Annotated in this window: 16 protein-coding genes; 5 read left to right on the forward strand and 11 right to left on the reverse strand. The window is 68.5% G+C overall.

Annotated elements, in window-relative coordinates; all coding sequences use genetic code 11:
• Positions 1-118 precede the first annotated feature (118 nt).
• Positions 119-811 (forward strand): NAD(P)H oxidoreductase, encoded by a 693-nt coding sequence (locus HOV91_RS13445; RefSeq protein ID WP_174185711.1) that lies wholly within the window; start codon positions 119-121, stop codon positions 809-811.
• A gap of 68 nt (positions 812-879) precedes the next feature.
• Here HOV91_RS13445 and HOV91_RS13450 read toward each other — a convergent pair whose 3' ends face one another.
• The 5 genes from HOV91_RS13450 to HOV91_RS13470 form a co-directional block, all read right to left on the reverse strand.
• Positions 880-1,968, reverse strand: a complete 1,089-nt coding sequence (locus tag HOV91_RS13450; RefSeq protein WP_174185712.1) for an ABC transporter ATP-binding protein — start codon at positions 1,966-1,968, stop codon at positions 880-882.
• 13 nt (positions 1,969-1,981) lie between these two features.
• Positions 1,982-2,845: a carbohydrate ABC transporter permease gene (locus HOV91_RS13455; RefSeq protein WP_174185713.1), complete on the reverse strand. Its 864-nt coding sequence runs from the start codon at positions 2,843-2,845 to the stop codon at positions 1,982-1,984.
• Entirely contained in the window at positions 2,842-3,684 is an 843-nt protein-coding gene (locus HOV91_RS13460) for a carbohydrate ABC transporter permease (RefSeq protein ID WP_174185714.1), read from the reverse strand. The genes HOV91_RS13455 and HOV91_RS13460 overlap by 4 nt, the downstream gene beginning before the upstream one ends.
• Positions 3,685-3,689: 5 nt before the next feature.
• Positions 3,690-5,000: an ABC transporter substrate-binding protein gene (locus HOV91_RS13465; RefSeq protein ID WP_174185715.1), complete on the reverse strand. Its 1,311-nt coding sequence runs from the start codon at positions 4,998-5,000 to the stop codon at positions 3,690-3,692.
• Positions 5,001-5,280: 280 nt separating this feature from the next.
• A complete protein-coding gene (locus HOV91_RS13470) occupies positions 5,281-5,556 on the reverse strand; it encodes a GlsB/YeaQ/YmgE family stress response membrane protein (protein ID WP_174185716.1) in 276 nt (91 codons plus the stop codon).
• A 500-nt stretch (positions 5,557-6,056) separates the two neighbouring features.
• Here HOV91_RS13470 and HOV91_RS13475 point away from each other — a divergent pair, with 500 nt between their 5' ends.
• Both HOV91_RS13475 and HOV91_RS13480 read left to right on the forward strand, forming a co-directional pair.
• Entirely contained in the window at positions 6,057-6,449 is a 393-nt protein-coding gene (locus tag HOV91_RS13475) for an Rv0313 family protein (RefSeq protein ID WP_174185717.1), read from the forward strand.
• 95 nt (positions 6,450-6,544) lie between these two features.
• Positions 6,545-6,736, forward strand: a complete 192-nt coding sequence (locus HOV91_RS13480; protein WP_174185718.1) for a DUF3072 domain-containing protein — start codon at positions 6,545-6,547, stop codon at positions 6,734-6,736.
• 90 nt (positions 6,737-6,826) lie between these two features.
• Here the strand turns inward: HOV91_RS13480 and HOV91_RS13485 are convergent, their stop codons facing one another.
• Genes HOV91_RS13485 through HOV91_RS13495 form a run of 3 tightly spaced genes read right to left on the reverse strand, consistent with a single transcriptional unit; the run spans position 6,827 to position 7,785 of the window.
• Complete coding sequence (locus HOV91_RS13485; protein WP_174185719.1) at positions 6,827-7,195, reverse strand: VOC family protein; 369 nt, start codon at positions 7,193-7,195, stop codon at positions 6,827-6,829.
• 2 nt (positions 7,196-7,197) lie between these two features.
• A complete protein-coding gene (locus HOV91_RS13490; RefSeq protein WP_174185720.1) occupies positions 7,198-7,593 on the reverse strand; it encodes a VOC family protein in 396 nt (131 codons plus the stop codon).
• 30 nt (positions 7,594-7,623) lie between these two features.
• Entirely contained in the window at positions 7,624-7,785 is a 162-nt protein-coding gene (locus HOV91_RS13495) for a hypothetical protein (protein ID WP_174185721.1), read from the reverse strand.
• A 283-nt stretch (positions 7,786-8,068) separates the two neighbouring features.
• On the opposite strand from HOV91_RS13495, the gene HOV91_RS13500 reads away from it, so the two are divergent.
• Positions 8,069-9,601, forward strand: a complete 1,533-nt coding sequence (locus HOV91_RS13500) for an acyl-CoA synthetase (protein WP_174185722.1) — start codon at positions 8,069-8,071, stop codon at positions 9,599-9,601.
• 19 nt (positions 9,602-9,620) lie between these two features.
• On the opposite strand, the gene HOV91_RS13505 is transcribed toward HOV91_RS13500, so the two are convergent.
• Positions 9,621-10,577, reverse strand: a complete 957-nt coding sequence (locus HOV91_RS13505; RefSeq protein WP_174185723.1) for an alpha/beta fold hydrolase — start codon at positions 10,575-10,577, stop codon at positions 9,621-9,623.
• A gap of 111 nt (positions 10,578-10,688) precedes the next feature.
• A complete protein-coding gene (locus HOV91_RS13510) occupies positions 10,689-11,573 on the reverse strand; it encodes a TetR-type transcription factor C-terminal domain-containing protein (protein WP_174185724.1) in 885 nt (294 codons plus the stop codon).
• A 155-nt stretch (positions 11,574-11,728) separates the two neighbouring features.
• On the opposite strand from HOV91_RS13510, the gene HOV91_RS13515 reads away from it, so the two are divergent.
• Complete coding sequence (locus HOV91_RS13515) at positions 11,729-12,931, forward strand: acyl-CoA dehydrogenase family protein (protein ID WP_174185725.1); 1,203 nt, start codon at positions 11,729-11,731, stop codon at positions 12,929-12,931.
• Between the two features lie 190 nt (positions 12,932-13,121).
• Here HOV91_RS13515 and mbp1 read toward each other — a convergent pair whose 3' ends face one another.
• Positions 13,122-13,367: a microaggregate-binding protein 1 gene (gene mbp1 / locus HOV91_RS13520; protein ID WP_174185726.1), complete on the reverse strand. Its 246-nt coding sequence runs from the start codon at positions 13,365-13,367 to the stop codon at positions 13,122-13,124.
• Positions 13,368-13,392: the final 25 nt, after the last annotated feature.

Here is a 13,392-nt window from a genome sequence, read left to right on the forward strand (position 1 = left end):
TAGACGAACTCCTATCGAATGTAGATCTTTACCCATAGATCGTCCATTGCCCGGGGTGTGGAATGAAACCCGAACCGCACAACCGATCGTCCGGAACCCCGGACCCACAGGAGGCCCCGTGCAGCACAATCCGACCGTGGACACCGCGACCACCCGCACCGCGCTGGTCGTCGTCGCCCACCCCCGGCCCGATTCGCTGACCGCCCATATCGCCGAACTGGCCACCGAGCGGCTCACCGCGGCCAGCTACCGGATCGACCTGCTCGACCTGCACGCCGAGAACTTCGATCCCCGGATGACCGCCGCCGACCTCCCGGATTGGGGCAACCGGGAGAAGGCCTACTCTCCCGAGGTCGAGAACCATATGCGGCGCGTTCTCGCCGCCGACGTGATCGTCGCGGTGTTCCCGGTGTACTGGATGCAGGTCCCGGCGATTCTGAAGGGCTGGATCGATCGGGTGTGGAACTACGGATTCGCCTACGGCCGCAGCAAACCTCGGCTGGCGGGCAAGCGGATGCTGTGGCTGGGCCTGGCGGGGGCGGCAGACGACGACGCGGTCGTCGAACTCATGCAGGATGCGCTGAGCGCGCAACTCAACGACGGTATCGCCTACTACTGCGGCCTCACACAGTCGTCGGTGGGGCTGTTGGCCGGCGCGGAAGAAAAGCGGCAGCGCTTGGACGCCGCGGGCAATCTGTTGTTCGACGCAGCCCTCACCGGCGCGGTCCGGGAAGCTCACTACGCGGCCTTGGAAAACCGGGCGCTGGGCTTCGTCGACGATTTCCTCGCCGCGGACCGGGTTCCGGCCTGACCACCGAAGAGTCGGTCGCCGGTGCCGGGCGCAGACCGAACCAGGCCGCCGCCGAGGAAGTCCGGTGATCACTTGACCGGCAAGAGCAATCCGGTCTCCGGGTCGTACCAGCGGCATGCCTCGGGCGGCAGGTACAGACTCGCGGGGCCGCCCTCGTCGGCGCGGAAGCCGGGTGGCGCTTGGACTTTCACCGACTGCCCGCTGACACGGATGGTGAGCAGGGTCGAGGAGCCGAGTGGCTCGAGCACTTCGAGTTCGCCCCGCACCGTCGTGGTCGCCGGTTCGCCGGTCACCACGATGGCCTCGGGGCGGATCCCGAGCCGCAGCGTCTCGCCTTCGAACGACGACAGCGCGGCGGGAACGTCGAGCGATTGCCCACCGAGGTCGATGCGCAACCCCGCCTCCGACGCGCGGACTGTGCCGGTGAGGAAGTTCATCGGCGGGCTGCCGAGGAAGCCGCCGACGAATTCCGTCGCCGGATCGTCGTAGACCTCGGTGGGCGGGCCGCACTGGACGATCGCCCCGTCACGCATCACGGCGACGCGATTGCCCAGCGACAACGCCTCGACCTGGTCGTGGGTGACGTAGATCGTGGTGGTGCCCAGTTCCGCGACGAGTCTTTTCAGCTCGGCCCGGAACGACAGCCGCAGCAGCGCGTCCAGGTTGGACAGCGGCTCGTCCATGAGCAGCACGTCGGCGTCCATCACGATCGCCCGCGCCACCGCGACGCGCTGGCGCTGCCCGCCCGACAGCCGCGCCGGGTACCGGTCCAGGTACGGGGTCAGCTGCAACAGTTCCGCGGCCCAGGCGACTTTGCGACGGATCTCGTCGGCCGGCACGCCGTGCACGCGGAGGCCGAAGCCGATGTTGTCGGCGACCTTCTTGTTCGGGAACACGGCGTAGGACTGGAACACCATCGACAGATTGCGCCGCCGCGGCTCGAGATAGGTGACGTCTTTGCCGCCGATCACGATCTGTCCCGAGTCCGGCAGCTCCAACCCGGCGATCATGCGCAGCAAGGTGGTCTTGCCACAGCCGGACGGCCCGAGCAGCACCATGAACTCGCCGTCGGAGATCTCCAGCGAGATCTCGTCGGTGGCACGCGCCGTGCCGCCGGGATAGGTCTTCGCCAGATCCCGGACAACCACTTCAGCCATCAGCGAACCCCTGTCATCGCAGCGTCGTACCCCACATGTTCACCAGGTAGCGCCGCATGACGAAGATGAACACCAGCGCCGGGATGATCAACGCGAAACCGCCGGCGAAGCGGTACGCGGTCGACGCCTCGTCCAATGCCGTGAGCACCTGAGCGGGCAGCGTGCGGTGCCCCAGTGTCACGATCGTCGCGCCGAGGATCTCGTTCCACGACAGGACGAACGTGAAGATCGACGAGGCGGCCAGCCCCGGAAGCGCGAGCGGCACCACGATCCGGCGCGCGGCCTGCCAGCGGCTGCATCCGAACACCTGCGCCGCCTCCTCCAGATCGCTGGGCACCGCGACGAAGATGCTCGCCGTGATGAGCACGGTGGTCGGCAACGCGAGCGTTGTGTGCACCAGCGTCACGGCCAGCACCGTGTCGTACATCTCGAAGCGCAGGAACATCGTGGCCAGAGGCACCGAGAGCACCACGATCGGCAACGCGCGCACGAACAGGATGAAGACCTGGTAGGTGTCTTTGCCGCGAAAGGCGTGGCGCGCCAGCGCATATCCCGCGGGCGCGCCGATCACCAAGGACCAGAACACCGTGTAGAGGCCGACCAGCACCGAATTGCCCAGTGCCTCGACGGTTCCCGTGGCACGGAAGAACGACACCAGCGTCTCGGTGGAGAAATCTCTCGGGATCAGCCGCTTCGGGAATTCGTTGAGCGCCTCGCGGGAGGACACCGCGGCCAAGCCGATGAGCACGATCGGCAACGCCATGAACAGGCTCACGGCCGAGCAGGCCACCTGCACCGACACCGCGCGTCGGCGGCGCCTGCGCAAGGGTGCGCGATCGATGGGTGGCAGTGGCCGCACGGCGCTGCCGGGGCTCATCGCGCCTGCTCCGGCTGCCGGACCGCCCGCAGGTAGAACACCGCGGTGGCGAGCGAGATCGCCAGCACGATCAGCGAGACAGCGCTGGCGACCGCAGGATTCTGCAGATTCGCGTACCACTCGTAGGTCTCACCCACCAGCAGGGGAAAGTCCCGGCCGGTCAGAGCCTGTGCCACGGCGAACGCCTGCAGCGCGAGGATGGTCCGCAGGATCAGCGCCACCTGAAGGCTCGGCCCGAGTAGCGGCAGCGTCACGTGCCGTAGCCGCTGCCACAGATTCGCGCCGAACACCTGCGCGGCCTCGTCGTAGTCCCGCGGGATCATCTGCACGCCCGCCACCACGATCACGAACACCAGGGACGTCGCGCGCCAGATCTCGGCGACCACCACGGCGAGCAGCATGGTGCCCGCGTTCTGGTAGCTGAGCCACTGCACTCCGTCGTCCGAGACCCCGATGCCGACCAGCAGTGAGTTCAGGTAGCCGCGATTGTCGAAGATGGACAGCCAGACCAGGCCCGCGGCCAGCTCGGAGATCGCCAGCGGCAGGCACCACAGGTAGAAGTGGCCGCCGGCGAACCGCGGCCGCGCCTGCATGAGCAGCGCCATGCCGACGGCGAGCGCGAGTTGGACCGGCACCACGATCACGATCAGCAGGAGGGTGTTGCGCAGCGCGGTCCGGACATAGGGATCGGCGAACAAGCGCTCCCAGTTGGCGAGGGTGAAGCCGTGGTCGCCACGGAACGCCTCCAGCACGCCCTGCACGAGCGGCCAGCCGAACAGCGCCGTCATCAGGACGATCGAGGGCAGCAGCAGCATCCACGGCGAGCGCGGTCGGGACATCACGGCTAGCCCACCCGGCACAGGTCGGCGGCGGGATCGGGAGCCCAGCACGGCGCCCGCACGTCGTCGAGGATGCTTTGCAGGACCCGAGCCTGCCGGTCCAGCGTGGCGCGGATATCGGCCCCGTCCAGCACGATCGAGCGGAAGCTGTCCTTGAAAACCTTGCTCACCTCGCCTTCGCGCTGGCCCAGACCCACCGGCGGCAACGACAGAATGGCACCGGGCGCCTCCTGCTGCCTGCGCACCGCGTCGGCCTCGAGCTGGATGGCCGGTGGCAGGTCGCCCGGGATCGCCGTGCCGACGGCCGGGAAGAAGCCATTGGAACGGAGCAGTCGCAGTTGTGTTTCCGGGCGGGTGAGCGTGTCGATCGTCCGCCGCGCCAGATCGGGGTCCGAGCTGCCCGCGGGAATCGCGAGTCCGGCGATCACGGCCATGTAGCCGAGGCCGTGCGCACCCCGGGGCGCGGGCAGCATCCGCCAATCGTGCGGATCGCGCTCGGGGGCGTGCACGAGGCGCACGACGTGGTCCCACGCCAGACGCACCTCGCCGCTGTCCAACGACTCCTGCATGAAGTCGAAGTTCGTGCTCGCCGGGGCGCAATTCGCCCACAGCTCACGCAGATACCGCCATGCCGTCACGGCCTCGTTCGAGCGGAAGGTGGTGATCTGCCCGCCGGTGAAGGAAGGCAGCAGGAACCCTTGGACGAACCGGTGCAGCAGGCCCTTGGGGCCCGCGGGCAGGCCGAGCACAGGGCGATTGCCATTGGCGCGGCGCGCGGCGATGGCCCAGTCGAGGAACTGGTCATAGGACAGCGACGCGGCATCGGCGCCCGAGGGCAGGTGCTCGAGCGCATCCGCGTGAGCGGCGAGGACATAACTCGCTGTCGCCCACGGGATGTACCACGTGCGGTCGGTGCCCACCCTGGCCAGCTCCAGGTAGTCGGCCGGCCAGCCGCGGGCGCCGAGGTCGGCGAGGAAGCCGCTGAGGTCTTGCAGATAGCCGTCGGCGAGCGGCGCGATGTCGCCGTGCAGGCCGCCCAGCAGGCCGATCTGCGTCGCGCCCGCATGGACTTGGCTACGCACCTGGCTCGCGAACGGGCTCTCCTCGATGGTCACGTAGCCGACGCCGGGTGCGGCATCGGCGAGCAGACCGCGGAACCGCTCGGCCTCGTCGGCGGGCCGGAACTGCGTGGACAGGAAAATCATTCCGCCGTCGCCGCTGGTCGAGAATCCGGTACAGGCCGCGGCGGAGAGGGCCGCCGCGCCGGAACCCGCCGCGCGCAAAAACGATCTGCGCGTCAAACCGGGTACCGGCATGCATGGCTCCTGTTCGCGCACAACCTGTTTCAGCCGAATGTCAGGTGGGCCACCGTAAGTGCGCTGAAAGACATTGTCAATTGCCAACCCTGGTGATAGCGCGGGAAAACCCCTACCGCGCCGTGGCGAGGGAGCCGGCTGATCCGAGTCGCCCCGGTCCACCTGGATACCCACCAGAAAAGAGGACCGGCACAGCCCGGGATGGATCGGCAGCGGCGGGAACGCAGTCGCCCGGGGTAGCCGTCACCCTTGTGCGGCTACCCCGGGCGCGCACGGGAGATCAGCGCAATGCGCCGCGTCGCCCGGTCACCAGCCCGACCAGGAACAGCAGGACCACCGCGCCGCCCAGGCAGGTGAAGAAGCTGAACCACAGTCCTCCGCCTTCGACATCCACCCCCAGCAGCTTCAGCAGGAACCCGCCGAGCAACCCACCGATGACGCCGACGACGATGTTGAGCAAAATGCCCTGCTGGGCATCGGTTTTCATGATCTTGCTGGCGATCCAACCCGCCAATCCACCGATGATGATCCAGCCGAGTATTCCGAGTCCGAGCATTGCGTTGTTCCTTTCATCCAGTCCAGCTGCTCACGAATGAGCGTGCGTTCGCGCTCGACATACCCGCCGTGCTCGCAGCCAATCCATTTGCCACGGTGCTTTATTCGAGGGGGCGCGACCGCAAGTGCGACAGCGGACCATTGCCTCGGCGCCGATCCGGACGCGCGCCACTATCCCGATCGAATCCCTCGTCGACTTCCTGCGCGGAGACACACCGGCGTGGATCGGCTCACCAGCCCCGAGCCGTCGGAGGTACGGCCGCCGGCCCTGTTCGGTGCGGCTGGGGCCGCGGACCGGGCGCCTGGACCGGGACGAGGCTGGTGACCGAGGACATCGACCTGCGCATCATCGGCCGGAGCGGTCCACCCCTTCACCGCCGCGCGGCACACGTCAGGGAGGGAACCCGGCGCCACAGCGGCGGCGAGGTCGGCGTGGCGAACTCGGCGTTTCGCGAGCACACTGAGGACGTAGCGCCCAACTCGTCCCCAGGAGCACATGCGATGTCAACCAACGGGCCTTTCGGCATAGATCCGGAGGATTTCGAACGCGCACTGCGCGGGGCGGGAACCGAACTCCGCGATTTGCTCGGGAAAGCAGGCGTCTACCTGGATCGCATAGATCACGCGGGCGTCGGTTCACTGGCGTCGCTGTTCGGTCAGTTCGTCCAGCCGCAACCGCAACGCCCACCGAAACCCGAGGGCGAGACCACCGGTGAGACCGGCAGTGGGGTGTGGGCGATCTACACCATCGATGACACCGGCGAGGCCAGGGTCGACCAGGTCTTTCCCAGCGAGCTGGAGGCGTTGCGCGCGCATCGCGACAACACCGACGATCGCCGCCGGGTGCGGTTTCTGCCCTACGGGGTTCCGGCAAGTGTCTTGGATGCGCCCTGACAGCGCTGACCAGCTCGACCCCACCGGGGATTGAACAGCCACGATCCGGGTAGCCGGGAGTCGAACACTTGTTCTGTCGAGCGGGAGGAGTGGCGATGGTGCAGCCGAAACCGGAGAAGGATCCGGATCAGTGGACCACCGGCGACGAGCCGATGACCGGCCCACAGGAGTCCTACCTGCACACCCTGGCCCAGGAGGCGGGTGCTGAGGTGCCAGAGAAGCTGACCAAGGCGGAAGCGTCGCAGCTGATCGACGAACTCCAGCAGCGCACCGGCCGCGGCGCCTGATCGGCCCCGGCGGGCGGCGTCGCACGGGAAGCGACGCCGACCCGCCGGGCCGATCCGCCCGCCGAGATACCGCGTACCTCGGTCCGAGCGCTACTGCTGCAGGACGGACAGGACGTTGCCCGCGGGGTCGGTGAACCAGGCGATCAAGGGACCGCCACCGCGGTGAATGCCTTTCTCGTCCTGCTCGGCGAATTCGTAGCGTTCGAAGCGCACGCCGCGGCGGGTGAGTTCGTCGACGGCCGCCTCGATATCGGGGACCGGGAAGTTCAGCACGGTGAAGGTCGCGGGCGTGTGGTCCGGTTTCGGGTACACCAGGACCGTGGCCCCACCGCCGAGGTGGAGCTGGAGCATCCCGTTCTCCTCGGCGACCCGTATCCCCAGCGTCTCGGCGTAGAACTTCTCGGCCGCGCCGATGTCGTCCACCGAGAATCCACTGAACGCGTTGCTGTCGGTGAGCATCACTAGCCCCTGTCGGTCATCTCGGCCCGGTGCTGCGGGCTCAGCTGCACGAGTTGCACGTAATTGCCATCCGGGTCGATCGCGGTGGCGAACAGGCTGCCGTCGCGATCGTCGAGTTCGGCGAGCCATTTCCCGCCGAGGTCATCGATGCGACCCGCCACCGCCCGGGCGTCGTCCACTTCGACGTTCAGGATCACCCGGCCCGGTTCGGGGTTCGCCGGCCCGACATCGTCGCGGCTGTCGATCATCAGGTAGAAACCGCCGAAGTCCAGGACATCGTAGGCGGGCTCGCCGGGCGTACGGTCGACCTTCGGTGCGAAGGCCGCCGCGTACCAATCACGCAGGCGGGCCGGATCGGTGCTGGACAACAACAGACTTCCGATTGTGGGTGTAGTCATAACGGATAAGACGACACGCGGCCGACGAACTCATCGGCGCGGTTCCTGCTCGTCGTCATCCGGGGCGGCGACCTCCGGCGCGACCTCCCGAGTCGCCATACCACCGTTGCGGCCCTGATCGGTCGGGCCCGGTGCGACGCCCTTCGGCCGCTTCCTGTCCTTCTCGTCGTCGGTGTCTTGCTCGTGCGGCATGGCAGCCCTCCTTGGTCGTCGGATCGAACTACCCGCGCTGACCTGTCTCAATCCCGGGCGGCGACTCTTCGTGTGGCCGTCCGGCCAGGTGGTGCGGTGACGGCCGCGGCACGCACCATGAATTCTCTCGAATAGACCAGAACCGCCGTTTACTTTCAGTTATCGTACGGTGGCAGAGCAACCGCTCGACGGGAGATCAGGGATGCCGGCGCGGCCGTGGATCCGGAGCCCCGTGCAGGCCGGGCGATCGAACGTCGACCGCTCCGTTCCACCGAGGAGCCGCATGTACCCCGGCGCACACGTCGACCGATTCCCCGAAAAACCCGCGGTTGTTCTCGCCGAGAGCGGCGAAGTGCTGACCTACCGAGAACTCGAGGAGAACTCGGTTCGGCTCGCCCGGCACCTGTACGACGCGGGGCTCCGCAAGGGCGATCACGTCGCCCTGCTGTCCGGAAACGACCCGAAGATCTACGAGGTCTATTGGGCAGCACTGCGAACTGGGCTTTACATCACCGCGGTGAACCGGCATCTGTCGCCGAGCGAGATCAGCTACATCGTGAACGATTGCGGAGCGCGGGCACTGATCGTGTCGGCCGGTCTCGCCGATGCCGCCGAGCAGATCGTCGCGCAGACCCCGGCGGTCGAGATCCGGCTGGCCTTCGGCGGCCACGTACCGGGATACAAGTCCTACGAGGACGCCCGGGCGGCCGCCTCCCCCGAACCGCTGCCGGACCAGCCGCGCGGCGCGGACATGCTCTATTCCTCCGGTACCACCGGACGTCCCAAGGGCATCAAGCAGCCGCTGCCGGACCGGCAGGTGGGCGACGCACCCGGCGACACCTACACCGCGATCTTCGGTCCGCTCTACGGATTCGGCCCCGAGACCGTCTACCTGTCTCCCGCCCCGCTCTATCACGCCGCACCGCTGCGCTTCGGCGGCGTGGTCCACGCGCTCGGCGGCACGCTCGTGGTGATGGAGAAATTCGACGCCGAGCAGGCATTGGCCGCGATCGAGCGCTACCGCGTCACCCACAGCCAGTGGGTGCCGACCATGTTCGTCCGGATGCTGAAACTCGACGAGGCCGTGCGCGCCCGCTACGACGTGTCCAGCCTGCGGGTCGCCGTACACGCCGCCGCCCCGTGCCCCGTCGACGTGAAACGGGCGATGATCGACTGGTGGGGCCCGATCCTGCACGAGTACTACGCCTCGACCGAGGCCAACGGCGCGACCTTCATCGACAGCGACCAGTGGCTGCGCAAGCCGGGCTCGGTCGGCAAGGCCGGTCTGGGGACGATCCGGGTGTGCGGCGACGACGGTGCGGAACTTCCCGTCGGCGAGGTCGGCACCGTCTACTTCGAACGCGACGAGGTTCCCTTCGCCTATCACAACGATCCCGCGAAGACGGCCGAGGCGGTCCACCCCCACCGTCCGACATGGACCACCACCGGCGACATCGGCTACGTCGACGAGGAGAGCTATCTGTTCCTCACCGACCGCAAAGCGTTCATGATCATCTCCGGGGGCGTCAACATCTATCCGCAGGAGGTCGAGGACGCGCTCGCCCTGCATCCGAAGGTGCTGGACGTGGCCGTGATCGGCGTGCCCGACGCGGAGATGGGTGAATCCGTCAAGGCCGTCGTCCAAGCGGCGCCGGGCGCCGATGCCGGCCCCGCGCTCGCCGCGGAACTGCGCGACTATCTACGCGACCGCATCGCGCACTACAAGGTGCCCCGGAGTTTCGACTTCGCCGACGACCTGCCGCGCACCCCCACCGGCAAGCTGGTGAAGGGCAAACTCCGCGAACGCTACGTGTGACCGGCCGCGTTCGCGGGAGCTAGGCGACGAGCGTGAGGGGAGCGGCCGTGACTCGGCCGGTATCCGCCGCTCGCGTCATCAGGCGGGCGATGGCGTCGGCCACCCGGCCGGGCTGCTCGAGAATCACCGAGTGCCCGGCGCCCTCGACCAGCACGAAGTCGGAGTACTCGACGGCCGCGGCCATCGCGATGGAATGCGACGGCGGCGTCATCAGGTCGCCGGAGCCACACAGCACCAGCGTGGGAATCCGCGAGAGAACCGCGAGCGCGTCGGTCCGGTCGTAGACCATGAATTCGCTGAGGAAGCTCGCCATCGTGACGATCGGCGTCTCGTTGCGCATCGCGTTGGCCAGCGCCAGCACTCGCGGGCTGACCTTGCGATCGCCGAATTCGGCGGTGCGGATGACGGGGGCGAAGAGTTTGCAGGCCAGAAGTTTCGCGTGGTGCATCAGGCCAGGGGCCCGGCGGACGGCCGCCTGGAACGCGGAGACGACCGGGTTGCGCAGGAGCCGGCCGAAGCCCGCGTCGGCGAGCCCGCTCGCGGCGGTCGCCAGGAGCGCGACGCCCGTGACGCGAGTGCCGATCTCGTGTGGGTGCTGGGCGGCGTAGGTCAGCACGGTCATGCCGCCCATCGAGTGGCCGACGAGCACGACCGGTCCGGTGGGGGCGACCGCGTCGAGCACGTCGCGCAGGTCGCGCCCGAGCTGCTCGAGGTTGTGGGTCTTCCGGGACGCCACCGCCGAGTCACCATGGCCGCGGTGGTCGTAGCAGACCACCCGGGCGCCGGGGTATCGGCGCAGCAGCGCGTCGCGAACGTAGGTCCAGGACTCGCTGCGCAGGCAATGGCCGTGCAAGAGGACGACGGTGCGGTCGGCGTCGCGCGGACCGTACTCGCGAACCGCGAGAGCGACGCCGTCCGCGGTCGAGACCGTGACACGCCGTTCCGCCACGGGGGGGATGGTGGTGCGGATCGACATGAGCGGCTCCGGTTCGCTGGCGGTGACGTGTTCAACTTTCCGCCTTGTCGGCCACCGGCAGCAGGCCCCCGAGAGTGGGGGTCGGTTCCCCAAGGTGGAGCCGATCACCACCTAGGTGTACTGCGCGCGCTCATCCGCCGGATCCACTCCGAGCACGCCCAGCGCGAAATGGCCGTACTGGGCGGCCACTTCCTCCGGTGTCGCGGGGCCCGACTCGCGGAACCATTGCGGGATGGCGGTGCACATGGTGGCGATGGCACGCCCCGCGGCGCGGGTGTCGCGGGTGGCGATTCGGCCCTCGGCACGGGCCCGCGCGATCGCGTCGTCGAGGATGGCCTGGATATCGCGGCGAGAGCGAGCGATCCGGGCACGTTCACCCGGCGAGAGGCTGCGCATCTCGCTGGCGCCGATGAAGCCGAGCTCGCGCCGGTGGGTGTGGAACAGGGCCAGGGCTTCGACGATCAGGCGCACCCGGTGGATGCTGTCGCGGCCCTCGGCGCGCGCCGCCCGCACTCGCCAGTGCAGTTCGTCCATGGTCAGGTCGAGGATGCGGACCAGCAGGTCGTGCTTGTCCCGGTAGTGGTGGTAAAGACCGGGGACGCTGGTGCCCGCCCGCCGGGCGAGGGCGCGCACAGTCGTCCCGTGGTAGCCGATCTCGACGAACGAGGCGAGGGCGGCGGACAGCACCGGGTCGAGTTCCAACGGCGCGAATTCTCGCCAGGGGCCGTGCGCGGTGGAAACCGGTTCGGCCGGGGCGGCGATCGGGCGGGCCGCGGCGGGCGTAGCGCCGAGCAACTGGGTGACGGGCACACCGAGCACGTCGGCCAGGCGCGTGAGCCGGGCGATCGAGATTCCGGTCTTCCCCGTCTCCACGGCGCTGAGCGTCGCGGGGCTCACTTGGAGTCTGCGGGCGACTTCTCGCAGCGACAGGCCCGCCGCGCGGCGCGCGCGGCGAATCGACGTGTGCGGTGCGGCGTCCTCCGCCTCATTTCGCATAATGTTCAGAATAGCTGAACAGGCGTGACAAGTAGCAGGAGAATTGTGGTCGTCACGTCGAACTTTGACACTGTCTCCGCGCGGTGGGACAGTGTTCAGATGGAGCGATCGTTCGGTCATATGGCCGCGCTCCGAACGTCGAGGAGGAATGCGCGATGCCGATCGATCTGACCTATTCCGAGGAAGTCCGGGCGCTGACCGACCGCACCCGTGCGTTCGTGCGGGAGACGGTGCTGCCGATCGAGGACGAACACCACGGTGACATCACCGCCGCGGGCGGCGACGGACTGCGCGTCGCGCTGAACAAGCAGGCGCGCGAAGCCGGAGTCTTCGCGCCGCACGCGCCGGTGGAGTACGGCGGTCACGGACTGTCGATGTCGGATCGCGCGCCGGTGTTCGAGGAGGCGGGCTACTCGCTGTTCGGACCGACGGCGCTGAATATCGCGGCGCCCGACGAGGGCAACGTCCACATGCTCGCCCACATCGCCGACCCCGAACAGAAGTCCCGCTACCTGGAGCCGCTCGCCCGCGGCGAAGTACGTTCCGCCTTCGCGATGACCGAGCCCGCGCCCGGGGCAGGCTCCGACCCCGCGGCGCTGACCACCCGCGCCGCCAGGGTCGACGGCGGCTGGCGGATCAACGGCCTCAAGCACTTCATCACCGGCGCCGACGGCGCTGGCTTCTTCATCGTGATGGCCCGCACCTCCGGCGAACCGGGGCAGCGCGGCGGCGCGACCATGTTCCTGACCCCGGCCGACACCCCCGGCCTGCGCGTGGGCAGGCACATCACCACCCTGGACCGGGCCATGATCGGCGGCCACTGCGAGGTCTTCTTCGAGGACATGTTCGTCCCCGACGAAGCGGTGCTCGGCGCCGTGGATCGCGGCTTCGAATACGCCCAGGTCCGGCTGGGCCCCGCACGGATGACGCACGTGATGCGGTGGCTGGGCGCGGCGCGGCGCGGGCACGACATCGCTGTCGAGCGGGTCGCTCAGCGCGAAGGCTTCGGCGCGCGCATCGGCGATCTCGGCATGGCGCAGCAGATGATCGCCGACAACGAGATCGATATCGCCGCCACCCGGGCGCTGCTGGTGCGTGCCTGCTGGGAACTGGACAACGGGGAGCACGCGAGCAACGCCACCTCCATCGCGAAGACATTCGCCGCCGAGGCCATCTTCCGCATCGTCGACCGCAGCATTCAGCTGTGTGGCGGACTCGGCGTCTCCGACGATCTCCCGCTGGCGCGCCTTTCTCGGGAAGTGCGGCCGTTCCGCATCTACGACGGCCCTTCCGAGGTGCACCGGTGGGCCATCGCCAAGCGCGCGGTGAGCGCCGCTCGCCGGGCGTCCCGGGACTGACCGGGCTCGGCTTCTCGCTCGTCCAGCATCCAGCACGCGGCTTCCGTGTGGGTCACCCTCATCGCAGGCCGATCGGTCCGCGATGGTGACGAGCCAGCACCACCCCTTCGGGCCGGGGCAACCGCTCCACAACGCGATCCGCCGCCGTCAGCTCGGCTGGCGGCGGCGGTGTCGGCGGTCCGGGCGGGGGTTACCGCCCGTGCTGGTGTGCGGACTGACGAGCCTCGTCCACGTCCGCCTCGGCCCTGGCCTTCTCGGCCGCGGCTTCCTTACCGGCCGCTTCGCGCTGCGATTCCGCCTTGTCCTGCTGCGCGCGACCTTCGTCCTTCAGATTCTCGTGACCGGTGAGGGTACCGGCCGCTTCCTTCACCTTGCCCTTGGCGTCTTCGACGACGCCTTCGACGCCTTCCCGGGCACCGCTTCCATGTTCAGCCACAACAACCTCCTAAATTTCGGAACAA

Origin of the sequence: Nocardia barduliensis (genome assembly GCF_013315795.1) — a bacterium.
GTDB lineage: Bacteria > Actinomycetota > Actinomycetes > Mycobacteriales > Mycobacteriaceae > Nocardia > Nocardia barduliensis.

Excerpts from the sequence above, each read along its gene's own strand:
- HOV91_RS13470 (WP_174185716.1), bottom strand. The coding sequence starts at position 5,556 with ATGCTCGGACTCGGAATACTCGGCTGGATCATCATCGGTGGATTGGCG.
- HOV91_RS13515 (WP_174185725.1), top strand. The coding sequence starts at position 11,729 with ATGCCGATCGATCTGACCTATTCCGAGGAAGTCCGGGCGCTGACCGAC.
- HOV91_RS13505 (WP_174185723.1), bottom strand. The coding sequence starts at position 10,577 with ATGTCGATCCGCACCACCATCCCCCCCGTGGCGGAACGGCGTGTCACG.
- HOV91_RS13455 (WP_174185713.1), bottom strand. The coding sequence starts at position 2,845 with ATGAGCCCCGGCAGCGCCGTGCGGCCACTGCCACCCATCGATCGCGCA.
- HOV91_RS13475 (WP_174185717.1), top strand. The coding sequence starts at position 6,057 with ATGTCAACCAACGGGCCTTTCGGCATAGATCCGGAGGATTTCGAACGC.
- HOV91_RS13490 (WP_174185720.1), bottom strand. The coding sequence starts at position 7,593 with ATGACTACACCCACAATCGGAAGTCTGTTGTTGTCCAGCACCGATCCG.
- HOV91_RS13480 (WP_174185718.1), top strand. The coding sequence starts at position 6,545 with ATGGTGCAGCCGAAACCGGAGAAGGATCCGGATCAGTGGACCACCGGC.
- HOV91_RS13465 (WP_174185715.1), bottom strand. The coding sequence starts at position 5,000 with ATGCCGGTACCCGGTTTGACGCGCAGATCGTTTTTGCGCGCGGCGGGT.
- HOV91_RS13510 (WP_174185724.1), bottom strand. The coding sequence starts at position 11,573 with ATGCGAAATGAGGCGGAGGACGCCGCACCGCACACGTCGATTCGCCGC.
- HOV91_RS13485 (WP_174185719.1), bottom strand. The coding sequence starts at position 7,195 with ATGCTCACCGACAGCAACGCGTTCAGTGGATTCTCGGTGGACGACATC.
- HOV91_RS13495 (WP_174185721.1), bottom strand. The coding sequence starts at position 7,785 with ATGCCGCACGAGCAAGACACCGACGACGAGAAGGACAGGAAGCGGCCG.
- HOV91_RS13500 (WP_174185722.1), top strand. The coding sequence starts at position 8,069 with ATGTACCCCGGCGCACACGTCGACCGATTCCCCGAAAAACCCGCGGTT.
- HOV91_RS13450 (WP_174185712.1), bottom strand. The coding sequence starts at position 1,968 with ATGGCTGAAGTGGTTGTCCGGGATCTGGCGAAGACCTATCCCGGCGGC.
- HOV91_RS13460 (WP_174185714.1), bottom strand. The coding sequence starts at position 3,684 with ATGTCCCGACCGCGCTCGCCGTGGATGCTGCTGCTGCCCTCGATCGTC.